This window comes from Planococcus sp. MSAK28401, assembly GCF_018283455.1.
GTDB classification, from domain to species: domain Bacteria; phylum Bacillota; class Bacilli; order Bacillales_A; family Planococcaceae; genus Planococcus; species Planococcus alpniumensis.
This window is the reverse complement of the sequence record NZ_JAAMTH010000001.1, coordinates 3,363,961-3,385,798: the sequence shown is the minus strand read 5'-3', so window position 1 is coordinate 3,385,798 and position 21,838 is coordinate 3,363,961. Positions and strand designations below refer to the sequence as shown.

The 21,838-nt window shown below is 49.3% G+C and carries 24 protein-coding genes and 1 riboswitch; of the genes, 18 read left to right on the top strand and 6 right to left on the bottom strand.

Going from position 1 to position 21,838, the window contains the following annotated elements; genetic code table 11:
* Nucleotides 1-55: 55 nt before the first annotated feature.
* On the bottom strand, nt 56-520 hold the full coding sequence (locus G3255_RS17175; protein ID WP_211655585.1) for a universal stress protein: 465 nt from the start codon (nt 518-520) through the stop codon (nt 56-58).
* Between the two features lie 172 nt (nt 521-692).
* Between G3255_RS17175 and G3255_RS17170 the strand changes: the two genes are divergently transcribed.
* The 16 genes from G3255_RS17170 to G3255_RS17095 all read left to right on the top strand — a co-directional run bounded on the left by G3255_RS17170 (nt 693) and on the right by G3255_RS17095 (nt 14,848).
* Nucleotides 693-1,388 carry a Crp/Fnr family transcriptional regulator gene (locus G3255_RS17170; RefSeq protein WP_249222160.1) on the top strand — a complete coding sequence of 232 codons (696 nt, stop codon included), beginning with the start codon at nt 693-695 and terminating at the stop codon, nt 1,386-1,388.
* Nucleotides 1,389-2,489: 1,101 nt separating this feature from the next.
* The gene (locus G3255_RS17165) at nt 2,490-2,612 is read left to right on the top strand and encodes a cytochrome C oxidase subunit II (protein WP_211655584.1); all 123 of its coding nucleotides are present in this window, start codon (nt 2,490-2,492) and stop codon (nt 2,610-2,612) included.
* Between the two features lie 18 nt (nt 2,613-2,630).
* Nucleotides 2,631-3,098: a cytochrome c oxidase subunit II gene (locus tag G3255_RS17160; protein ID WP_211655583.1), complete on the top strand. Its 468-nt coding sequence runs from the start codon at nt 2,631-2,633 to the stop codon at nt 3,096-3,098.
* A gap of 1 nt (nt 3,099) precedes the next feature.
* On the top strand, nt 3,100-4,752 hold the full coding sequence (locus G3255_RS17155) for a b(o/a)3-type cytochrome-c oxidase subunit 1 (RefSeq protein WP_211655582.1): 1,653 nt from the start codon (nt 3,100-3,102) through the stop codon (nt 4,750-4,752).
* Nucleotides 4,753-4,967: 215 nt separating this feature from the next.
* On the top strand, nt 4,968-5,522 hold the full coding sequence (locus tag G3255_RS17150) for a methyltransferase family protein (RefSeq protein ID WP_211655581.1): 555 nt from the start codon (nt 4,968-4,970) through the stop codon (nt 5,520-5,522).
* Between the two features lie 417 nt (nt 5,523-5,939).
* Entirely contained in the window at nt 5,940-6,359 is a 420-nt protein-coding gene (locus G3255_RS17145; protein ID WP_211655580.1) for an organic hydroperoxide resistance protein, read from the top strand.
* A gap of 20 nt (nt 6,360-6,379) precedes the next feature.
* Nucleotides 6,380-6,817, top strand: a complete 438-nt coding sequence (locus tag G3255_RS17140; protein ID WP_211655579.1) for a transcriptional regulator, SarA/Rot family — start codon at nt 6,380-6,382, stop codon at nt 6,815-6,817.
* Nucleotides 6,818-6,845: 28 nt separating this feature from the next.
* A complete protein-coding gene (locus G3255_RS17135) occupies nt 6,846-7,322 on the top strand; it encodes a glutathione peroxidase (protein ID WP_211655578.1) in 477 nt (158 codons plus the stop codon).
* Between the two features lie 72 nt (nt 7,323-7,394).
* Nucleotides 7,395-7,583, top strand: a complete 189-nt coding sequence (locus G3255_RS17130) for a DUF3934 domain-containing protein (RefSeq protein WP_058382400.1) — start codon at nt 7,395-7,397, stop codon at nt 7,581-7,583.
* Nucleotides 7,584-9,114: 1,531 nt separating this feature from the next.
* Nucleotides 9,115-9,293, top strand: a riboswitch (cobalamin riboswitch).
* A gap of 137 nt (nt 9,294-9,430) precedes the next feature.
* A complete protein-coding gene (locus G3255_RS17125) occupies nt 9,431-9,919 on the top strand; it encodes an acyl-CoA thioesterase (RefSeq protein ID WP_211655577.1) in 489 nt (162 codons plus the stop codon).
* Between the two features lies 1 nt (nt 9,920).
* Entirely contained in the window at nt 9,921-12,098 is a 2,178-nt protein-coding gene (locus tag G3255_RS17120; protein ID WP_249222159.1) for a ribonucleoside-diphosphate reductase subunit alpha, read from the top strand.
* Nucleotides 12,099-12,104: 6 nt separating this feature from the next.
* The gene (locus G3255_RS17115; RefSeq protein ID WP_211655575.1) at nt 12,105-13,151 is read left to right on the top strand and encodes a ribonucleotide-diphosphate reductase subunit beta; all 1,047 of its coding nucleotides are present in this window, start codon (nt 12,105-12,107) and stop codon (nt 13,149-13,151) included.
* Nucleotides 13,138-13,617 (top strand): flavodoxin domain-containing protein, encoded by a 480-nt coding sequence (locus G3255_RS17110; RefSeq protein ID WP_249222158.1) that lies wholly within the window; start codon nt 13,138-13,140, stop codon nt 13,615-13,617. Before G3255_RS17115 ends, G3255_RS17110 begins: the two co-directional genes overlap by 14 nt.
* Before the next feature lie 73 nt (nt 13,618-13,690).
* The gene (locus G3255_RS17105; protein WP_211655574.1) at nt 13,691-13,873 is read left to right on the top strand and encodes a hypothetical protein; all 183 of its coding nucleotides are present in this window, start codon (nt 13,691-13,693) and stop codon (nt 13,871-13,873) included.
* A 246-nt stretch (nt 13,874-14,119) separates the two neighbouring features.
* Nucleotides 14,120-14,518: a DUF1259 domain-containing protein gene (locus tag G3255_RS17100; protein ID WP_211655573.1), complete on the top strand. Its 399-nt coding sequence runs from the start codon at nt 14,120-14,122 to the stop codon at nt 14,516-14,518.
* A 120-nt stretch (nt 14,519-14,638) separates the two neighbouring features.
* Nucleotides 14,639-14,848 (top strand): hypothetical protein, encoded by a 210-nt coding sequence (locus G3255_RS17095; RefSeq protein WP_211655572.1) that lies wholly within the window; start codon nt 14,639-14,641, stop codon nt 14,846-14,848.
* A gap of 33 nt (nt 14,849-14,881) precedes the next feature.
* On the opposite strand, the gene G3255_RS17090 is transcribed toward G3255_RS17095, so the two are convergent.
* Complete coding sequence (locus G3255_RS17090) at nt 14,882-15,031, bottom strand: hypothetical protein (protein WP_211655571.1); 150 nt, start codon at nt 15,029-15,031, stop codon at nt 14,882-14,884.
* Between the two features lie 208 nt (nt 15,032-15,239).
* On the opposite strand from G3255_RS17090, the gene G3255_RS17085 reads away from it, so the two are divergent.
* Nucleotides 15,240-15,863, top strand: a complete 624-nt coding sequence (locus tag G3255_RS17085; RefSeq protein WP_211655570.1) for an anthranilate synthase component II — start codon at nt 15,240-15,242, stop codon at nt 15,861-15,863.
* A complete protein-coding gene (gene pabB / locus G3255_RS17080) occupies nt 15,841-17,580 on the top strand; it encodes an aminodeoxychorismate synthase component I (protein ID WP_211655569.1) in 1,740 nt (579 codons plus the stop codon). Before G3255_RS17085 ends, pabB begins: the two co-directional genes overlap by 23 nt.
* Before the next feature lie 95 nt (nt 17,581-17,675).
* On the opposite strand, the gene G3255_RS17075 is transcribed toward pabB, so the two are convergent.
* From G3255_RS17075 to G3255_RS17060, 4 genes are all read right to left on the bottom strand, one after another.
* Entirely contained in the window at nt 17,676-17,981 is a 306-nt protein-coding gene (locus tag G3255_RS17075; protein ID WP_211655568.1) for an inner-membrane translocator, read from the bottom strand.
* A gap of 143 nt (nt 17,982-18,124) precedes the next feature.
* Nucleotides 18,125-18,871, bottom strand: a complete 747-nt coding sequence (locus G3255_RS17070; protein WP_211655567.1) for an ABC transporter ATP-binding protein — start codon at nt 18,869-18,871, stop codon at nt 18,125-18,127.
* 1 nt (nt 18,872) lies between these two features.
* Nucleotides 18,873-20,504 carry an ABC transporter permease gene (locus G3255_RS17065; RefSeq protein WP_211655566.1) on the bottom strand — a complete coding sequence of 544 codons (1,632 nt, stop codon included), beginning with the start codon at nt 20,502-20,504 and terminating at the stop codon, nt 18,873-18,875.
* 75 nt (nt 20,505-20,579) lie between these two features.
* Complete coding sequence (locus G3255_RS17060) at nt 20,580-21,656, bottom strand: Fe(3+) ABC transporter substrate-binding protein (RefSeq protein ID WP_211655565.1); 1,077 nt, start codon at nt 21,654-21,656, stop codon at nt 20,580-20,582.
* Between the last annotated feature and the right edge of the window lie 182 nt (nt 21,657-21,838).

Sequence of the window (21,838 nt, the reverse complement as noted above, 5' to 3'; positions counted from 1 at the left end):
GAAGAAAAGCCTTTCCCGCTTTAACCGGGAAAGGCTTTTCTTATTTGAGTTCCTGTTATTCGTCTGCGTCGATGTCTTCCTGGTTTCGGCGGACTACGAGCACATCACATTTGGCTGTGCGGACGATGCGTTCGGAGACGCTTCCCATGATTAAGCGTTCTGCAGCATTCAAACCAGTAGCACCACAAACGATGACGTCCACTTTCAGTTCATCCGCCAGTTTCTTCGGAATGACTGTTTTCGGTGAACCGTATTCAATCATCGTATGGACATTTGTGGCACCGTGTGAAGTTGCTTCTTCCTTGTAGCGGGCAAGCAATTCTTCCCCGCTTTTCAGTGTGCGGTCTGCAATCGTACGGTCGTATGCTTCAATGGAGCCGAATGAGCGATTATCGATGACATGCACGAGATAGAGGTCAGCGTGATTTCGGGAAGCTGCGGCGGCGGCTTTCTTAAATGCCCATTCCGCTTCTTTCGAACCATCCACTGCCACCATAATTCGAGAATATTTCAAAGTCATTGTTCATTCCTCCTTCTATACTGCTACCTTTCGATACATCATCGAGGACTTCCTTCTTTTTTCAGAAAATTTCCCCGAAGCTTCCACGTAATTGTGAAAACGCATCCAAATTTTACGGTAGATATGATACGCTTGAAAAAAAGCAGGAGCACCAGAAAGGAGCGAGAACCCTTTGGAATCAGAAATCGGCACCTTGACGCCCGAGCTTGAGAAGCTATTGACAATCAGCCACCAAGTCAAAGAATATCAAAAAGGCGATTATCTTTTCCGTGAAGGGGAGGCGGTGAAAGGCCTTTACATTCTCCGTTCCGGAAAAGTGCAGATCGGAAAAGTAACACCGGACGGCCGTGAGCTGGCATTGAAAATTTGCGGCACTGGACAGATGGTCGGCGAAATTACCGTGTTCGCACAAGGCGCCACGTATTTGCTGGATGCCCGTGCGCTGACCAAGACCGTATGTTTGAAAATTCCCGTCGAAGAGCTGGAACAATCGCTTGAAAAAGACCCTTCGCTTGCGATGGCGTTTATGAAATGGATGGGCATCGACCAGCAGAAAACGCAAACCCGTTTCCGCGACTTGATGCTCCACGGGAAAAAAGGGGCTTTATATTCGACGTTGATTCGCCTTGGCAATAGCTACGGCGTAGAAGCTGAAGGCGGCTTACTAATCGATATTTTGCTGACGAACCAAGAGTTGGCGAATTTCTGCGGCATGAGCCGTGAAATGGTCAACCGGATGCTCAGCGACTTGCGCAAACAAGGAACCGTCGGCATGAAAGACGGCAAAATCGTCCTATACAATATCCCCAAACTGAAATTCGACATCAATTGCGAAGAATGCCCAATCTACCTCTGCAAAATCGACTAATCTTAAAGCCTGCCGTTACGGTAGGCTTTTTGTGTGTTCTAGTAATTTCATTTTTCACTTCTTAAGAGTGTGTTGTAGAGATGGGTTGAAGATGAGTTATGAAACTGAAACAAAAGAACTTTGAAAAGAAAAGCTTCCGCTTTTCGACTACGTTGCAGGGGCACGCTTGCCGAGGGGCGGGTGTTGAGCCAATGAGCTGCAAAGATCGCAGCTCATTTGTCTCGCCAGCCCGCGCGGTCCCTCAGGCGTCGGCCCCTTCCACTCCGTCTCTAGCTTTAGAGTGGAAGATCGGTTCTTCAGTTCCTTTAAAATGGAACGTAGAAATTCATATTATTCTATAGCTTGCTTCAAACAGGTAGAAGAATGGAGGGCCACATGTCTCTATCCACCAAACAAACCTATAACCTTAACTTGCTCAATCAGCGGCTTTTCAGATGCGCCATCTCAGGAAGCGATTCCCACATTAGCCGGCAACTGCATATTGAAGTAGATCTGATTAAACGCACCCGAATCAACGAGATCTCCAAGCCGCCGAGCGTAAAGGGGTGAGCCGATGCCGTAAGACAGGCGCTCTTCCTGGCTTATGGCAAGAGGCCAACCCAAAGCCCGGCGGCGAATACTAACACGAGGCACCAATAGAACACGACCACAACACCACTCGCAGACCCTAACTATCTTCAATCACCCTGATCCGGGAAGCGATTCCCCCACTAGCCGGCAACCTAATACAGAAGTAGATACGATTGAACAATCTATAGACAATAAAATCTCTCAGCTGCCGGCGCCTAGGGTGAGCCGACGCAGTAAGACAGGTGATTTTCCTGGCTTATTGCCAAAGGCCAACCCAAAGCAAGGCAGCGAATATTACCAAGAAGAAAAATAGAAAAGGAGAACAACGCCACACGCTATCCCCGGCTATCTCCACCATTCATTCCAACAAATAGTATCTTCCAAAAGCCTATCCATCCGCAGGCTTTCTTTTTTTGGCGAAAATATGGACAGCTGAAAATAAATACGGCCAGGTGTGATTTATGTCACAGCTAAACCGAAACTTAGGTCCTATGCTAAAGGAAATAGCAAAAGAGCGAAGAGGTGGAGAAAGTGGATAAAAAGCAATCGGATCATGATGTGAATTTGAAGGGCACACTCGTCAGTGTATTCTTCGTCGGCATCTTCATCGTTGCCATGTGGGTTGCCGTGTATTTGATGTACGTAGCGAGATAAAAAAAGGAGAGATTCATCATGCATTTCCATAAATACGAGAAGATTTGGCTCAGTTTCGGCATCGTTTCGCTCATTGTCTTTTTGAGCGTCGTCGGGGTCAGTGCGTTTTCACAAAACCACACGCCGTCCGGGGGGATGGACACCATTGACCCGGAGATGGTGAACGAAACCGCCCCATTCGATAACCCAGGCGTCACGCAATTGGACGAAGATACGTACCAAGTGGCGATCGTCGCACTGGCTTTTGGCTACAACGCACCGGACTTGCGGGTGCCGGCCGGCAAAGAAATCATTTTCAAAGTCACCAGCACAGACGTGGTGCACAGCTTTACGATCGACAACACGAAAGTCAATATGATGGTCGTTCCCGGACGGATCACGACCAAATCCTACACATTTGAAGAACCGGGCAAGTATTTGATTCTGTGCAATGAATACTGCGGCACCGGGCATCACATGATGTCTACGGAAATTGAGGTGTACTGACATGATTGCCCAACCAGAACGTAAAATCGCTTTATGGCACTTAGGTGTCGCTTATACTGCATTTTTGATCGGCACGCTCATGGGCGTCTTGCAGGTCTTTATCCGCAACGACGCCCTCCAGCTCCCGACTTGGTTAGATTATTACCAAATCCTTACTGCGCACGGCGTCTTACTCGCACTTATTTATACGACCTTTTTCATTTTTGCCTTCTTTATCACCGGCATGAGCAAAAGCCTTGGAAGCTTCGGCCCGAAAGTCCGCTTGTTTTCATGGATCGGCCTGTGGGTGACGCTTCTCGGAACGGTCATGGCAACAGTGCTGATCATCGCTGGGGAAGCTTCGGTGCTTTATACCTTTTATGCACCGCTGAAAGCGAACGGCTTTTATTACGTCGGCCTGGCTTTGGTCATTGTCGGCACATGGATCTCGAGTTTTGCCTTGGTCGGCCATTACATGGTCTGGCGCCGCAACAATAAAGGGCAATTGAGTCCCTTGTTTGCCTTCATGACGGTAACGACCATCGTGTTATGGATCATCGCCTGTCTTGGTGTTGTTGCGACTGTGTTGTTCCAATACATTCCGTGGGCATTCGGTTGGACGGATACGATCAATGTGGAATTGAGCCGTTCGCTGTTCTGGTATTTCGGCCATCCGCTTGTGTATTTCTGGCTGCTTCCCGCGTACATCGCTTGGTACACGATCGTGCCGAAACTGCTTGGCGTGAAAGTGTTCAGTGATTCCTTGGCGCGTCTTGCGTTTGTCTTGTTTATCCTGTTCTCGATTCCGGTCGGGTTCCACCACCAATTGACCGAGCCGGGCATCTCAAACTTCTGGAAGTTCCTGCAGGTGGTCTTAACGTTTATGGTCATCGTGCCGTCACTCATGACGGCGTTCTCGATGTTTGCGACCTTTGAAATTTCAGGACGCAAAAAAGGGGGCACTGGTTTGTTCGGCTGGTTTAAGAAACTGCCATGGCGAGATGTCCGTTTCACGTCGATTTTCATTGCCATGGCGTTCTTCATTCCTGGGGGTGCTGGCGGGATCATCAATGCCAGTTTTCAATTGAATGAAGTCGTCCACAATACCTTATGGATTGTCGGGCATTTCCATATTACCGTCGGGACGCCTGTTGCGATGACGTTTATGGGATTGACCTTCTGGCTCATCCCGTATTTGACGGGTCGCCGTTTCACGAAGCGCATGCAGCGCCTCGGCTTTGTCCAGATTATCACTTGGTCGATCGGCATGCTGCTCATGTCGACTGCTCAGCATGTATTGGGGCTGATGGGGGCACCGCGCCGCACAGCTTACAGCGGCTATAACGGCCATCCGTCAGCGATGGAATGGTTTGACGGCATCATCTCGAACCATGTGACGATGGCGATCGGCGGCACGATTTTGTTCCTGTCCGCCATGATTTTGATGTATATCGTCATCATGACCATGTTCGTTTCGCCAAAAGCGGAAACGCCTGAACAGATGGTGGAATTTCCGCTGGCGGAAAGCGATATGTCCAATACGCCAAAATGGCTGGAGAACTGGTGGATTTGGATCGGCATTGCCGCCGCGTTGATCATCATTGCTTACGCTATTCCACTGACCCACATGATCCAACATGCACCACCTGGCTCGAAAGGATTTATTACATGGTAGGAGTTGAGGACAATGTTCACGATGGTAATCGCATTAATGGTCATTTTCATCGTTTTTACCGCGATGCTCGTTGAGTTGTCGGTGACGGACGAAGACTAATGAAGAGCTGTTCCGGCAATGCGCCGGGGCAGCTTTTTTCTATGCACCACAAGTTGGAAATTGTATTTGAGCGGCAACTTCTATAGTATTTTAAAGAGAAGAAAGAGGTGGATGTGATGGGCTGGATGGACTGGGTTTTCACCGCCGTGAGCGTTATTTGGCTGGTCGAATTCATCGTTTTTAAAAATCGCGAGACCGGGCAAGGCGACCCGGTCGAAAAAAGGACGTTCTTTGGGATTCTGTTGTCGCTGATTGCCACCATCGCGGTTGGTTTTTGGCTCCAGGAACTGGCAGAAACTGAACTGGCATCGGTGCTCAGGCCGATTGGGCTCGTGCTGCTTATTGTCGGCGTCTTTTTGCGATTTTGGGGGATCATTCACTTGAAATCACAATTTACACGCCACGTGACGGTTAGGGAAGGTGATACAATCGTCAGCAGCGGCCCTTACCGTAAGCTGCGCCACCCGCTTTATACCGGCTTGTTTTTGATCGGCATCGGCATGGCGCTATTCTTTACGAGCCCTATTGCGGCGATTGCCGGCGGCTTGCTGCTCGCTTTTGCACTCAATAAACGCATGCAGCACGAAGAAGCCTTGCTCGTTGAAAAGTTTGGCCCTGAATACAAGGAATGGATGAGGCACCGCGCGCGCTTGATTCCTTATATTTATTGAAGCTCAGCTATCGCGAATAAAGAAGTGGACATCCCGGATCTTGCATCCGGGATTTTTCAGTTTGTGGAGAAAGGTAAGAAATCGTATTTTCCGAAGCTTATCGCTCGCTTTCCGTGGGCTCGCGCCCAAGCCTCCTCAGTCGCTACGCGCCTTGCGGGGTCTCGGTCGTCTCGCTGATCCACTGGAGTCGAGCGAACGCTTCTCCAAATACTTAGAAAGATCATTGATTTTTGAATGTAGAAAAAAATCCATTCTACTTCGTAATGGATTAATGGCCTTCTTCAACACACTGGGAAATCCCGGATCTTGCATCCGGGATTTTTCTTTTGGACAAAAACCAAAGCATTTCATTTTACATCGTATGCGATTTAAATTAATATAGATCGTGTAAGATATAATTCTTGGAGGGATATAAAAATGAAACCAATATTTGAAACGACAATGATCAACAGCGGCGGACGCGAAGGCACAGTTTATTCACCGGATAATATTTTCAACCTCGATGTGGCAAAACCAGTCGCGCTTGGCGGCCAGCCGAATACGGCAACCAACCCTGAGCAATTGTTTGCGGCAGGCTATAGCTCTTGCTTCAACAGTGCATTGGACTTCGTGTTGGAACGTGATAAAGTGAAAGTAACGAACAGCGAAGTCACAGCGACGGTTTCCTTGCTTGGCGATAAAGCAGACGGCGGCGTGAAACTCGCAGTACGCCTTGAAGTGGATATCGACGGCTTGGAAGAGGGCAAGAAACAGGAGTATGTCGACAAAGCCCATGCGTATTGCCCATATTCCAAAGCGATCAAAGATTCAGTGGACGTGGAGATTGTCGTTCGATAAGCAGAAAAACAGGTGATGACATGGACAAACCAACCAAACTGGAACAGCAATTATGCTTTGAAGTGTATAAAGCATCGAGCAATTTCTCGAAACTTTATGCCAAGACCTTAGAACCGTTCGGCCTGACCTTTACGCAGTATTTGGTCTTGCTCGTGTTGTGGGAAGAAGACGGCTTGACGATGAAAGAGATCGGCGGACAACTCGGGCTCGGCACCGGCACGCTCAATCCGATCATCAACCGCATGATTCAAAATGGCCGCATCGTGAAAGAACAATCGGCTGAAGACCGCCGCGCTTTCCGTATTTCTTTGACGGAGCAATCGCGTGCAGATGAAAAACCGATTGAGCAGGCCATTCACGACAAGATTACCAGCTGCAATTATCTTGATGTCAATGCCATCGAACTGATGAACAACTTGAAAGCCTTGAATGCATTTTTCGGCGAGATGGATCTATGAAAATTCATGGAAACAGGAGTGATAAGTGATGGGAATCTACGATATTAAGGTCACCGATGCCAGCGGGGAAGAGTATAAGCTCGAACGCTACAAAGGCCAGCCGATGGTCATCGTCAACACGGCGACTAAATGCGGCCTGCGCGGCCAGTTTGACGGCCTCGAAAAAATTTACCAGCGCTACAAAGATGAAGGCCTTGTCGTGCTTGGCTTTCCGTCCGATCAATTCGGCCAGGAAGTCGGGGAAGCGGCAGAAGCCGAAAAGTCGTGCCGCATGACTTACGGCATCACGTTTCCGATGCACGACATCATCAAAGTGAACGGAAAAGAAGCCCATCCGCTGTTCGATCACTTGACGTCGAACACGAAAGGCTTCCTGTCGAGCGGCATCAAATGGAATTTCACGAAATTTCTTGTCGACTCAAACGGTAAAGTCGTGGCGAGGTTCGCGCCGAAAGATACGCCCGATTCGATGCACAAAGACATCCAGAAAGTGCTCGAGGCCTAAACACGAACTGTTCACGAAAGCGGCGGGATGTGGTAAGCTGAACGTCACGATGAGTGAACGGGAGTGAAAGAAATGGGCAAAGCGAAAGCAAAATCAAAAAGCGGCGTAGGCCAAGGAACCGGCAAAAAAGGCTGGAACCGTTGGGAAAAAGGCAAAAACAAAGCCAAAAGTTTTAAGCCGTATACAAGCAAAGACAATAAAGAAGCCACGAACCAAAAAGGGAAACAGCCAGAAGCTGAATCTGAATGGGTCGATGGATAACAAAAGCCGCGCAGACAATTGCGCGGCCTTTTTATTTCCCGGGAAATAGATTACGTTGCGGGAAGCGGCGAGGATTTTGTTGCAGGAAGTGTCAAAGCAAGGTATTGAAAACCAAGGTGAAGCACAAATGAGCTCCCGAAATAAACACCATCTATCTTACCAATGCAAGCCTTAGGAAGGGATTCCCCAACCAGCCGGCAACTAATTAAACACGCACAGACCAATGAAATATCTTAGCCGGCCAGCGACAAGGGTGAGCCGAAGCAATAAGACAAGCCTCCTTCCTGGCTTATTGCGAAAGGCCAACCCAAAGCCAGGCGGCGATTAATAAAATGAAGCACAAAAAGAACGCCGAAACAATTTTTCAATCAAGCTCTCACTACCTAATGACATGCCCATCCCGGGAAGCGATTCCCCAACCAGCCGGCAACTAACTAAAGAAGCAGATCCGATTAAACGCACATTGAACAACGAAATCTCCCAGCCGCCAAGCGCAAAGGGGTGAGCCGAAGCCTTAGATAAATGTTTTATTCAAGCATCAGGTCAAACACCTTGCTCCCACATCTGCCACGCAGATGCGTCGCAAATGAATTGGCTTATTGCGAGAGGCCAACCCAAAGCCGGGCGGCGATTAATAAAATGAAGCACAAAAAGAACACCGATACAATTTTTCAATCAAGCTCTCACTACCTAATGACATGCCCATCCCGGGAAGCGATTCCCCCCACAAGCCGGCAACTAACTAAAGAAGCAGATCTAATTAAACACACACAGAACAATGAAATCTCCTAGCCGCCAAGCGCAAAGGGGTGAGCCGAAGCCTTAGATAAATGTTTTATTCAAGCATCAGGTCAAACACCTTGCTCCCACATCTGCCACGCAGATGCGTCGCAAATGAATTGGCTTATTGCGAGAGGCCAACCCAAAGCCGGGCGGCGATTAATAAAATGAAGCACAAAAAGAACACCGATACAATTTTTCAATCAAGCTCTCACTACCTAATGACATGCCCATCCCGGGAAGCGATTCCCCCACAAGCCGGCAACTATCTAAAGGAGCAGATTTAATTAGACCTACAAGAATTTATGAAATATCTTAGCCAGCCAGCGACAAGGGTGAGCCGACGCCTTAGATAAATATTTATTCAAGCATCAGGTCAAACACCTTGCTCCCACATCTGCTACGCAGATGCGTCGCAAATGAATCGGCTCAACTCCTTCTCGCCAATTCATTGGCTTGTTGCCAAAGGCCAACCCAAAGCAGGCTGGCGACTACCAAGATGAAGCACATACCAACGACCGAAACAGTTCCACAAGCAAGCGCACGCTATCTTCATTTAAACAAAAAAAATTGAGGAACTTCGTATCAAAAAATAACTACAAATGGAAAGGTTTCTACGAAAAACACGCCAGCGACTAGACCCTTTTTCGCTTTCTTCAGGAACTCCAAGAAAATCCTTGCGGCAAATTTCGAACTGGTCTATAGTGAAACTACAAGATTTGGTGATGATGCAAAAATTCAACACCATATATAGTGATACCGCAACAAAGGTGCCCCATATGGGCTGAATAGGGAATCCGGTGAAACCCCGGAGCTGTTCCCGCAACTGTAAGCGCAGACGAACCATGAAATCCCACTGTCCAATGGACGGGAAGGGCATGGCGAGAGTGACGCGCGAGCCAGGAGACCTGCCTTTGTTGTCGTTTTGCACTTCTCCGGGAATTGGGAAGGATGATAAAGGTTTGGTTTGTGGGGCCCAAGTATGCCCATATGATTGACTTGCCTTCATGTCCCCCATTCTCTCCGGAGAGTGGGGGCTTTTTTGTTTTTATAAGGAGGAATTCATCATGCATAGACAACAACTTCCGGCCGGCGTGTCCAGGACCATCCAGTCCCGGCTCGTCTTGCCGCCGGATACCAACCATATGGGCACCATTTTCGGAGGCACAGTCCTCGCGTATATTGATGAAATTGCGGCTATCGCGGCAATGAAGCATAGCCAGCGCGCAGTCGTGACCGCATCGATCGACAACGTCAATTTCCTGTCCTCGGCGAAAGTCGGCGACATCTTGATTTTGGAAGGCGTCGTCATTTCAACAGGCCGGACCTCGATGGAAGTGTACGTCAAAGCAGAATGCCAGCACATCGAAAGCGGCACGCGCAGTTTGACGACCACTTCGATTTTAACAATGGTGGCCGTGGATGCAGAAGGCAGGCCGACGCTGGTCGCAGGCGTAGTGCCGGAAACGGAAAACGAAAAACGTTTGTTTGAGAACGCACAGGAGCGAAAAGAACGCCGAATGATCGCAAATGAATACGCAAAGGAGCTGTGTTGAAATGACTTTAGGAGCAGTAGAACGCGATAGAAAAATTCAAGATGCACTTGACCGGGTGTCGATGGACGAGCCGCATTGGACATTTGAGGCGGCAGGATTGTATTTGGAGAAATTATACGAACAAGCCGCACAAACGCGCGGCTATAGCGCAGCGAACAAATACGATGATTTTTACGGGTTGATCGAGGGGCTGAGCCGACTCGGCATTTATTCGAAAGATTTGCTGGAAGCCTATTCCGAGGACGAAATCCGTGTATTAGGCCAAGAAATTGCGCCAGAACGCGATGAATTATTCAATTACATAGGCCTGTTTTTATTGGCGGATCGTTATTTGGCAAAAGACTATGACGGGCGTGTGTGGGAATTGCCGCAGGAGCGGTTTCTTGTGATCGCGATGACCTTGATGCAAAAAGAACCGAAAGTGCGCCGCTTGGAACTCGTCAAGGAAGCGTATTGGGCGATGAGCAATTTGTATATGACGGTAGCAACGCCGACTTTATCGAATGCCGGGAAAAGTTTCGGGCAAATGTCCTCATGCTTTATCGACACCGTAGCGGATTCGCTTGATGGCATCTACCAGAACAACTGGGATGTCGCGCGCCTGAGCAAAGACGGCGGCGGCCTCGGCGTTTATTACGGAAAAGTGCGCGCACTCGGCTCAGACATCCGCAAATTCAAAGGCAACTCATCCGGCGTTATCCCGTGGATCCGCCTGCTCAACGACACTGCCGTCAGCGTCGACCAGCTTGGCCAGCGCCAAGGCGCAGTGGCAGTCTATTTGGATGTATTCCATAAAGACATCATGAACGGCTTCTTGGATTTGAAAACGAATAATGGCGATGAGCGCCGCAAAGCACACGATATTTTCACTGGCGTCTCGATTCCGGATTTGTTTATGCAAAAATTGCAGGAAACGGATGAAAACGGCCGCAGCGTCGGCGAATGGCATACGTTCTGCCCGCACGAAGTTAAGCAAGTGATGGGCTGGAAAGACGATCAGGGCAATCTGCTTGGTTTGGAAGATTTCTATGACGAAATGGATCATAAATACTTTACTGAAAAATACGAGGAAGCGGTCAACCATCCTTTATTGGCAAGAAGATCGTTCCGTGCAATGGATGTTATGGCGCGCATCATGGTGTCGCAACTCGAGACCGGCACGCCGTATATGTTCTACCGCGACGAAGTGAACCGCCAAAACCCGAACAAGCACTTGCGCGGCATCGGCAAAACGTCTATCTACTGCAGCAATCTGTGCAGTGAAATCGCACAGAACATGTCGCCGACTGAAATCATCAAAGAATACAAAGACGAAGAAGGCAATTTGGTCACTGTGAAAAAACCGGGCGATTTCGTCGTCTGCAATTTATCATCCATCAATTTGCCAAGAGCGGTGCAAGCGGACGTTTTGTCCCGCCTCATTCCGATTCAATTGCGCATGCTTGATAATGTCATCGATTTGAATACCATTTCCGTCGGCCAGGCAGAAGTGACGAACCAAAAATATCGCGCCGTTGGATTAGGTACATTCGGTTGGCACCACTTGCTGGCGCTTCGCAGCATCCATTGGGAAACAGAAGAAGCGGTCGAGTATGCCGATACTTTGTACGAAGAAATCGCCTGGCACACAATCCGCGCATCTGCGGGATTGGCAGAAGAAAAAGGAGCCTTCAGCGAATTCAAGGATTCTGAATGGCATACGGGCAGCTTTTTCGAACGCCGCGGCTACAACAGCGAACGCTGGGACGCATTGCGCCGTAAAGTTGCAGCATCCGGTGTCCGCAATGGCTGGATGATGGCGGTCGCGCCGAACTCGTCTACCGCTAAAATCGGCGGTTCGACAGACGGCATCGATCCTTTGTATGCCGTCGAATACGCAGAAGAGAAAAAGAATTTCCGTTTTAATGTAACAGCACCGGATTTGAACCACCGGACGTATGACTATTACCGCCGTGCGCGCCACGTGCTGGACCAGAAATGGAGCATCCGCCAAAACGCCGCGAGACAGCGCCATATCGATCAGTCAATCAGTTTTAATTTGTATGTGCCGCACACGATCCGCGCCAAGGAATTGCTGGAGTTGCACCTCGAAGCGTGGAATTGCGGATTGAAGACGAGCTATTATGTGCGCAGCACGTCGCAGGAAGAAATCGAAGCATGCGAGGCATGTGAAAGCTAAGAAAGGATGAGGAGTATGCAAACTTTAACGAAACAACCATTGATGGATCCGGATGCACCGAACCGCTCGACCGCCATTGTCGGCGGGGCGAGCTCCGGCTTGCTCAATTGGAACGACATCGCCCATCCGCATATGTATGACTTGTACCAAGCGCTACTCGCGAACTTCTGGAAAGCGCAGGAAATCAATATGCAGGATGACATCAAAAACTGGGACTCACTATCGGATACCGAGAAAGGCGTCTTTTTGCGCATCAACACGCAGCTCGCGTCTCTTGACAGCCTGCAGACGCCGACGATGACCCAAGTAATGGACTATGTCAGCGATTCAAGCTTCAAGTCGATTTTTGCCGTCATCGCCCAGCAGGAAGCAGTCCATACCGAATCATATTCTTACGTGCTCAGCTCACTCGTGCCGCTCGATGAACAAAACCGGCGCTTTGATGAAGCGAAGAACGACCCGCTCGTCAGAAAGCGCAACGCACGGATCTTGTCTGCGTACGAAGCGTTCCGCAACGAGCCTGATTTGAAAAACTTATTGAAGCTTGCGGTCAATTCGATCAACTTGGAAGGCATTTATTTCTATGCGGGTTTTGCGTTTTTTTACCACCTTGCGCGCCAGCAGAAAATGCTCAAGACCAGCACGATGATCAGTTATATCCAGCGCGACGAAATGCAGCACGCCTATTTCGTTTCCCAGTTTATCCGCATCCTGATTGCAGAAAACCCGGAACTCGCGACAGATGACATGAACGACTGGATCCGCGATGAAGTGGCGCATGCAGTGGAACTCGAAAAAGAATGGGCCCAGCATATCCTCGGGGAAATCGACGGCCTGGATCTCGATGAGTTCAACGAATACGTCGAGTATTTGGCCAACAAGCGGCTGCGTCAAATCGGGCTCGGCAACCTCTATGAAACGCGCGACAACCCGATGCCATGGATCCGTGTCTTCGGCGATGATATGATGAACAGCACGAAGTCGGATTTCTTCGAACAGAAATCGCGCGCCTATACGAAAGTATCGGAGTCGAACGGCTTTGACGAATTATAAACCGAACGTCGCAATTGTCTATGCTTCTGCGACGGGGCATACCGAATGCCTCGCCCGTATGGTACTGGATGCATTCGTGCGGCAGGGGCTGCAGCCGGATGTTTTTCGAGTGAAAGAATTCAATCTTGCTGAACTATCTCGTTACGATATAGTTTTGGTCGGGACGTATACGTGGATGAACGGGGAAATCCCGAAGCAGCTGCACGGCTTGTTCGAAGCGATGGAACAGCAGGACAAGACGCCCATCACAGGCGTATTCGGCACAGGCGACCGCTGCTTTGCGACGTATTGCGGCGCGGTGGATCTGTTTCGGGACATGCTTCATGCGAAAACGATCTTAGCCGCAACGCTCAAAGTCGAACAGATGCCATCAGCGGATGACCGCCCGCGCTGTGACGCATTCGCGAAAAGCGTGCTGATGAAATACAGTCACCACCCAGGCCTTCTGTCGGCGGCTAACTCTTGAAATCTCTTTTAGTTTCTCCTTCTGGCAAGCGGGTATAGAGCTAATAAGGAACTAAAACAGAGGAGGAAGGCCAATGGCACAACAGAAATGGCTGAAAGTCGGCGCAGCGGCAATGCTGTCTACGGGAATGCTTGCTGGTTGCGGCGGCGGGGAAGACGAGCCGGAGATGGAACAGGAAACAGATGTCATGCCAGGTGAAGAACAAGGCGACTCTGATGACAATGAAGATGACGAAGAAGAAGAAGAAGAGGATTGATTTTGTATAAGTAGGTGTAGGCCTATAGTTTCTCTTTTTGGATGATTTGTCTTATACTATTCAAGAACGGGAAGCCATAGTATTTCCGGTCAAGAATCAATAATCACTGCTTCAAAATAAATAATTCCACTTTGGTAAAATGGAACAGACTATAGCGCTGGAACCAACGCCGAAAAAAGCCCTTGCTTGGGTTTTTTTCGGCGTTTTTTTCTTTTGCGTAACTTGGCTTTAAGAAAGGGGAACGATATGAAAATCGAACACACTATCATGGACCTGGCACAACAGGTCGGTAACTTGCTTGAGGCTGAAACCGAGACCACGGACATGGAATGCCTGATCAAGAAAAACCGGATCGTAACCATTCAATTGCATGATAAAAATTTTGATTGCACACTGGAACACGATATATCGTTTCGAAACCTGAAATCCGATGGCTCTGCCGAGAACAAAGCAGACATTTACCTGCTCCCTGAAGAAGTGCCGTTATTTACGCAAGCCTTGCAGCAATACCCGATAGCCTTGCCGACAGAATTTGAGCAAAGCATCGACTCGAATCCGAATATTGTGTGCCTGCGCCTAATTGCAGAGGAACCGCCGGAGAATTTCGCCGCACGGCTCGCTGCTGCATTGCGCCAGATCGATTAAATAGACAAAACCCGGACGCTTAGCGATCTGGGTTTTAATGTTCATCCTTTATTTGGAATATGAAAGTCCGCATGTTATGGTGGGCATGTTGAGACAAGGCATGCAAATGGAGGCTTGGACATGCGTGAATTTATAGTATATTTTATAGGATTTTTGGTGCTTGCAGCTTTAAATAGTTGGATGGATTACACAGAGCAAGGCACATGGCATTTACAAGAAAATATCCTTAAAGCTTTGTTCATCACGCTATTTATACGCGGCGGATTTTGGTTTGAGAAAAGGGTGAAAAGAAAAGAAGCGCAAGAACGGAAAGAGGCCAAACAAGAATAATCTCCTGGTTGGCGATGGTGTAAATTTCTCGTCTTACTTTTTAAATTCCAATAGCTTTATCAAATGGTCGAGGCGCAATGCAATATAAACCAATGACATGGCGGCGACTCCTTGCCAAATGCTGCCGTAGAACAGTCCAAGAAGGGCTCCAACTGCTATATAAACGAGTAAATTCTTTTCCATCACGATATCTCCCTTCATTACAAGCTAATCGTAGTATAACTTAGACAAAGCTTGAAAATACATATAAGGAAATATTTTCTAATCGGTGCTGTAGATATAACAACTTTGCCTTAGGATCAAACCTCGCCATTAGATAAACGATGCTTAATCCCTATCCTCCCTTTATAATGAATTTACGCAACATTCCATTTGAAGAGGAGTTTTTCCTGTGATTGCCATCATCGATCATTATGATTCATTTACATATAATCTGGTCCATTATTTCGAGCGGCTCGGTGCGCGTGTGGAAGTTTTCCAGAATGACCAGGCCGCGCTCCGGGACATCGAAGCCTTATCGCCGGAACTGATTGTGCTGTCGCCAGGGCCGGGCAAGCCTTTACAGCCGGGCGTCGGAACCAAAGTGCTCGAACAGCTCAGCGGGAACGTGCCGATACTCGGCGTGTGCTTGGGCCACCAAAGTATCGTCGAGTTTTACGGCGGGAAAGTCCGTAAAGGCGCACAGCCTGTACACGGCAAGGTATCGGAAGTGGCGCACTCCGGACAGGGCGTTTTTGCGGGATTGATTTCACCGACGCCGGTCGTACGTTATCATTCGCTCGTAGCGGAAATCGATACGCTGCCAGGAATTTTCGAAGTGACGGCAACAGCAGAAGATGGCAGCATTATGGGCGTGCGCCATAAGGAATTACCGGTTGAAGGCATCCAGTTCCATCCTGAATCAATTTTGACGAAGGATGGGTTTCAGATGCTCGCGACCGCTTATCAGAACGCCCAATTATGGAATCGTGAAAAGAAAGGAGGCGCACACGATGGCCCCTTATCTGCAGTTTGATTTTGCGAAAGACGACGGAACACCGGAAACGATCGCTTTTTCCGAGCCGCACGCGGTGCTTGAAGCGAAGTCGCTGAAGGATGTGGCAGGCGTTTTTGAACAAGTCGACCATTACACATCACGGGGCTATTACGCGGCGGGTTATGTATCCTACGAAGCAGCGCCTGCTTTTCATCCGGAAATGGCCGTTCGCGACGGTGTTGAAATGCCGCTTGTATGGTTCGGCATCTATAGCAAAACACAAGCGCCAAAACCTTCAAGCGAAGGGAATTATGAAGTATCGGACTGGACCCTTGAAGGCTCCGTTGCTGAGTACAAGAACGGCATCCGGAAAATCCGCCAGGCCATCGAAGAAGGCGATACCTATCAAGTGAATTACACGGAACGCCTCACTGCAGGATTCAAAGGCGATGCAAAAGCATTTTACCGGCAGCTTGCACGCAACCAGCAAGCGGATTACAGTGCTTACTTAGACATCGGTCGCCATCAGATTTTATCGGCATCGCCGGAACTGTTCTTTCGCATCGACGGTTCACACATCCGTACGAAACCGATGAAAGGCACTGCTCCGCGCGGCAGGACGAACTGGGAAGATGAGGCTATTTTGGATGTACTGCTCGATTCGGAAAAAGAACGCGCCGAGAACTTGATGATTGTCGATCTATTGCGAAACGATATGAGCCGCCTTGCCAAGCGGGGGACGGTCCAAGTGCCGAAGCTGTTTGAAGCGGAGAAATACCCGACCGTCCATCAGCTCACCTCAACGGTGGAAGCTGAATTGCCGGAAGGACTCAGCGTATTCGACTGGTTCCAGGCATTGTTTCCGTGCGGTTCGATCACCGGCGCGCCGAAAGTCAGCACGATGCGCTATATCGCCGAACTTGAACAGACGCCGCGGGAAGTCTATTGCGGCGCAATCGGCTATATCACGCCTGAAAAGAACGCCATCTTCAATGTGCCGATCCGCACCGTCGTCATCGATCAGGATAAATCTGCTGCGCGCTACGGTGTAGGCGGCGGCATCACCTGGGATTCAACATCCGAAGGCGAGTACGAGGAGCTTTTGACGAAAGCCCGCGTGCTGACCGACCAGCGTCCGGAATTCGCCTTGCTCGAATCGCTTAAGCTAGAAGACGGGAACTATCCGCTGGTCGCGCTTCACCTCACACGGCTGAAAAAAAGCGCGGCATATTTCCGTTTTGCATTGGATGAAGAAGTTGTGGCGAAACAATTGGAATCGCTTGCTTCACAGCATGCGACAGGCCTTTTCAAAGTCCGCCTGACGCTTGAGCGCAGCGGCAAGATGGAGCTGACTGCACAGCCGGCAGCCCGAATCGAGCAGCCGATCCGCTGTACGCTCGCCAAATCGCCAGTCGACAACCGAAATGCATTTCTCTATCACAAAACGACCAACCGCGGCATCTATGAACAGCACCAACAGCAAGCACCTGACGCTTTTTCCGTGTTGTTATGGAATGACCGTGAGGAATTGACCGAGTTCACCATCGGCAACCTGGTCGCAGAAAAAGACGGCCGTTTCTACACGCCGCCCGTCTCAAGCGGCCTGCTTGGCGGCACCTACCGCGAACAGCTCATTGAAGAAGGGCGAATTGAACCAAAAGTGCTGAAGAAAGACGAGCTCGACACATTCGACGCCATCTGGTTCATCAATAGCGTCCGGGGATGGATGAAAGTGGAACTTGAAGACATTCATTAAACTATTGGGAAGCGTTAAAGCGACATGCTTATTCAGCGAGATATCTAAATCAAAAACCCCAAGCCACGCTCAGAATCTGCGTAGTTTGGGGTTTCTTATGCTCGCGCACGCTTGTTGGCAACTAGTTTTACGATAGCCAATATCAGCCCGATCACGAAATGGATCACGCCATTGGCCAGTACAACGAGACCTATGAACGCAGCCATTATAGCGCCTCCTTGACCGGTAGCCCAGATATCAACCAGCAGGAAACGGGCGGCATAGCCAAGTCCAATGCCGAAAACGGCCAATAATATGCCCGTAGCCCAGAGCGGAAATCTTCCGCTTCTGTGCCATTTTATGAGAAATATATTTACCGGGACCAACAATGCCGCAAGAAATAAATACATCAATACATCCATACAATCCCCCCCCCGTCTATTCTTATTATTTAATGTACGCCAAAAAGGAAGATTTTTCAAAAATGCTAAGGCAGCTCCTTGTTTAGCGGATCATCAAAAAAAGCCGGCCTTCCATGACGGAAAGGCCGGCTTTTCATAGTTACTTATACATTGACGACGGGTTGGGATTTCAATACTTCTTCGGATTCGGCAATGGCTTCTTGGCGGAACGTATCGAGCATATCGCACGGGCGCCCGACAAAATCCATTTTGCCGTCTTTCAATTTCACAATGCGGTCGGCAAGGATATGCGCGTCTTTTTCATCGTGTGTTACGAAGATGGAGGTGATGTTCGCCTTTTTCAAAATCTCCCGAAGATCTTTGCGAATTTTTCCTTGCAGCTCGGCATCCAAATTACTGAACGGTTCATCCAGCAGAATCAAATGAGGGTTCGGCGCAATCGCGCGGGCAATTGCCACACGCTGCTGCTGGCCGCCGCTCAATTGATGCGGATAACGTTTTTCGTACTCCTGCAATTCGACCAACTCGAGCATTTCATGCATGCGTCTCTTCTTATCGGCTTTTTTCATGCCTGACAAGCCGAACATGATATTCGCAGCAACCGTCATATGCGGGAACAAAGCGTAGTCCTGGAAGACCATGCCGATGCCGCGTTTTTCAGGCTGCAAAAATGTCTTGTCGTCGAACAAGGTTTCGTCCTGGATGACCAGGCGTCCATTTTTCGGCCGTTCAAGCCCAGCGAGCAAGCGCAAAATCGTGCTTTTTCCGCTGCCGCTGCGGCCGAGGATCGAAATGACCTCACCTTTTTTAATGTCCAGCGTGAATCGATCAAGTGCAGGGGCCTGTGTATTCGGATAGGAAAAACTCACATCTTCAATGGCGACAAACATATCAATCCATCTCCTTCTCGAGTATCTTATAGAAAATCACAATGGCCAAGGCGCTGATGCCGACAATCAAAAGGGAAGCTTGGGAAGCCTCCATGATTTTTTCATCACTTGCGTACTGGAAAGCTTTTGTTGACAATGTATCAAAATTAAACGGTCTGAGGATCAATGTCAAGGGAATCTCCTTGAGCACATCGATGAAGACCAGGATAAATCCGCTGATAATCGCGCCTTTCATCATCGGTACGTCGACTTTGAAAAAGGTCTTCGTCGGGCCGGCGCCGAGCAGTCTTGAAGCATCCCGGAAGTTCGTGCCGATCTTGTCATAGCCTGTCTCAATCGAGTTATAGCCGATGGCGAAGAAGCGGATGATGTAAGCGGCAAGCAGCAGAACAATGCTGACGCTGAGCACCAGCGTCGTCTCGAGGCCGATCGCCACATAAACGGGAGCGAGGTAGCCATCGAGTGCGACAAAGGCTGTGACGACGGCGACGGCGATGACCGCCCCAGGAATCGAATAGCCGAGCACTGTCAGTTTCGGCAAGAGCTTCGTATATTTGCCTTGCACCATGCGGGCGAAATTCCCGACGATGAGCGCAAGGATGACGATCAAGGTGGCGCTGAGCCCGGCAACAAACACCGAGTTTTGCACATAGCGCATGAATTCTTCCATCGGAATCGTCCCGAAGGTCAAAATCGTCCAGTCAATCAGCTGAATGACAGGGATGAAGAAGCCGAGGCTCAAGATCACCATGCCATAGCCTGCCGCCGCAAAGCCTTTCCAGCCGCTAAGCGGGATGAGCTGGAGCGGGCGCACTTTCGTCGAGAAATAGCTGTATTGCCGCCTGCCGCGGAGCAGCTTCTCGATGAGTAGAATGATAATGACAAAGCCCATGAGAGACGCGGCCAGTTTGATCGACGTATCCAAATCCCCAAGGCCGAACCAGCTTTGGAAGATGGCGGTCGTAAAGGTTTGGATGCCGTAATATTTCACGACGCCGTAATCATTCAGCACTTCCAACACGACGAGGCTCGCGCCGGCGATGATGGAAATCCGTGAAATCGGCAGCACCACTTGGAAAAACGTGCGCCAAGGGCCTTTGCCGAGCAACCGTGTGCTTTCGATCAATGACGCCGATTGTTCAGACAAATACACTTGCGTGATCGTGTAAACATAAGGGTACAAAAACATCGTGTAAATGAAAATCGCACCAGGCAAGTTCATGATATCGAAATACGCCGGGTTCAGCTCCATTCCGAATCCCTCGCGCAGCGTCGTCTGGATGGCGCCGGTGAAATTCAAGATGCCGTGGTACGTATAAGCACCGATAAACGGCGGGATGGAAAGAGGGAGGATCAACGCCCACTTCAAAAAGCGCCGGAATGGAAAATCGTATTGGGCGATCAGCCAGGCCAGGCTCAGCCCGATCAGAATCGTGAAGAACGCTGTCGCGAGCGTCAGGATCAATGAGTTGATGACAAACTGACGCAATACGAATTCTTTCATATGTTCCCAATTGTCATTCGACGGCGTGAACAGCCCGGTGACAATGGTCAAGTTCGGCAGGAACAGCATCAGAATGATGACGACTGCCCCTACAGTCCAGATATTGAAATTGGCCAATCTGCGTTGCAAAATCCAGGCACCTCTTTCCAACTCGCAAGAAATCCCTTGCCGCACTAAACCAGCGGCAAGGGGAAATCACTCAGCTTATTTCCAGCCGACTTCGTTGAACAATAGAATCGCTTGGGCATTGTTTTCGCCGAGTGCAGACATCGAGATGTCCTGCTCTTTGAAGTCACCCCATGATTGCAGCAATTCGGATGGTTCCACTGCTTCGTTTACTGGGTATTCATAATTGACGGAAGCGAATGTTTCCTGTGCTTCCGGTGCGGAGAGAAACTCCAGCAATTTAATCGCATTTTCTTGGTTCTTAGCTGATTTTACCACACCCGCGCCGCTGACGTTCACGTGCGTGCCTGTCGTATCCTGGTTCGGGAAGAATACATCGAGGCCTTCAGCCACTTTGACTTCTTCAGGGTCTTCAGAATTCAGCATTTGGCCGAAGTAATACGTGTTCATGATGGCTACATCGCCGACGCCCGCTGCGATTGCTTTGGCTTGGTCGCGGTCGCCGCCTTCAGGGTCGCGCGCAAAGTTGTCAACCATGCCGGCTGCCCATTCTTTTGCTTCTTCTTCACCGTTCAATTCAATGAAAGAAGCGAGCAAGGATTGGTTGTAGATGTTCTCAGAGCTGCGGATCAAGACGCGTCCCACCCATTCGTCTTCCGTTAATGCTTCGTACGTGGATAGTTCAGACGGATCGACTTTTTCTTTATCGTACATAATGACGCGTGCGCGTTTTGTCAGGCCATACCACATTTGGTCTTCGTCCTGGAAGTTGGCAGGGATCTGCTCATCCAGCACATCGCTTGAAACTGACTGCAAAATGCCGTCTTCTTTCGCGCGGTGCAGGCGGCCTGCATCAGCCGTCAAAAACAAATCGGCTTGTGTTGCGTCGCCTTCACGCTTGATACGCTCAAGCAACTCGTCAGCTTCGCCTTTAATCAAGTTGACTTTGATGCCAGTTTCTTCTTCAAACTTTTTGTAAAGCTCATCGTCCACATCATAGTGGCGGGCTGTATATAGATTCACTTCGTTGCTGGCTGTTTCAGTTTCGTCGCCGGACGTTTCCGCCGGTTGTTCTTCTGAATTGTTCGAGCTGCCGCATGCAGCAAGGATCAAAAGCGTGCCAAGCACTAATAAGAATGAAAACAATTTCTTCATGGATGTCTCTCCTTTGAAATGGTTGATGAATCTTATTCAAATGAAAACGATTCTCATTTACTAGTATAGCTAGCCATTCACTAAAGTCAACGGTTTTAGCGGAAAAGTTGTTTCAAATGTGTCCATTTTCGTTATATTTTAGATAACAAATGGAAGCACTTAGTTCGAAAGCTTCTCAAAAC

Coding starts and splice junctions, on each gene's coding strand:
- G3255_RS17175 (WP_211655585.1), bottom strand. CDS start 520: ATGACTTTGAAATATTCTCGAATTATGGTGGCAGTGGATGGTTCGAAA.
- G3255_RS17160 (WP_211655583.1), top strand. CDS start 2,631: ATGCATTTCCATAAATACGAGAAGATTTGGCTCAGTTTCGGCATCGTT.
- G3255_RS17155 (WP_211655582.1), top strand. CDS start 3,100: ATGATTGCCCAACCAGAACGTAAAATCGCTTTATGGCACTTAGGTGTC.
- G3255_RS17150 (WP_211655581.1), top strand. CDS start 4,968: ATGGGCTGGATGGACTGGGTTTTCACCGCCGTGAGCGTTATTTGGCTG.
- G3255_RS17145 (WP_211655580.1), top strand. CDS start 5,940: ATGAAACCAATATTTGAAACGACAATGATCAACAGCGGCGGACGCGAA.
- G3255_RS17140 (WP_211655579.1), top strand. CDS start 6,380: ATGGACAAACCAACCAAACTGGAACAGCAATTATGCTTTGAAGTGTAT.
- G3255_RS17135 (WP_211655578.1), top strand. CDS start 6,846: ATGGGAATCTACGATATTAAGGTCACCGATGCCAGCGGGGAAGAGTAT.
- G3255_RS17130 (WP_058382400.1), top strand. CDS start 7,395: ATGGGCAAAGCGAAAGCAAAATCAAAAAGCGGCGTAGGCCAAGGAACC.
- G3255_RS17125 (WP_211655577.1), top strand. CDS start 9,431: ATGCATAGACAACAACTTCCGGCCGGCGTGTCCAGGACCATCCAGTCC.
- G3255_RS17120 (WP_249222159.1), top strand. CDS start 9,921: ATGACTTTAGGAGCAGTAGAACGCGATAGAAAAATTCAAGATGCACTT.
- G3255_RS17115 (WP_211655575.1), top strand. CDS start 12,105: ATGAGGAGTATGCAAACTTTAACGAAACAACCATTGATGGATCCGGAT.
- G3255_RS17105 (WP_211655574.1), top strand. CDS start 13,691: ATGGCACAACAGAAATGGCTGAAAGTCGGCGCAGCGGCAATGCTGTCT.
- G3255_RS17100 (WP_211655573.1), top strand. CDS start 14,120: ATGAAAATCGAACACACTATCATGGACCTGGCACAACAGGTCGGTAAC.
- G3255_RS17095 (WP_211655572.1), top strand. CDS start 14,639: ATGCGTGAATTTATAGTATATTTTATAGGATTTTTGGTGCTTGCAGCT.
- G3255_RS17090 (WP_211655571.1), bottom strand. CDS start 15,031: ATGGAAAAGAATTTACTCGTTTATATAGCAGTTGGAGCCCTTCTTGGA.
- pabB (WP_211655569.1), top strand. CDS start 15,841: ATGGCCCCTTATCTGCAGTTTGATTTTGCGAAAGACGACGGAACACCG.
- G3255_RS17075 (WP_211655568.1), bottom strand. CDS start 17,981: ATGGATGTATTGATGTATTTATTTCTTGCGGCATTGTTGGTCCCGGTA.
- G3255_RS17070 (WP_211655567.1), bottom strand. CDS start 18,871: ATGTTTGTCGCCATTGAAGATGTGAGTTTTTCCTATCCGAATACACAG.
- G3255_RS17060 (WP_211655565.1), bottom strand. CDS start 21,656: ATGAAGAAATTGTTTTCATTCTTATTAGTGCTTGGCACGCTTTTGATC.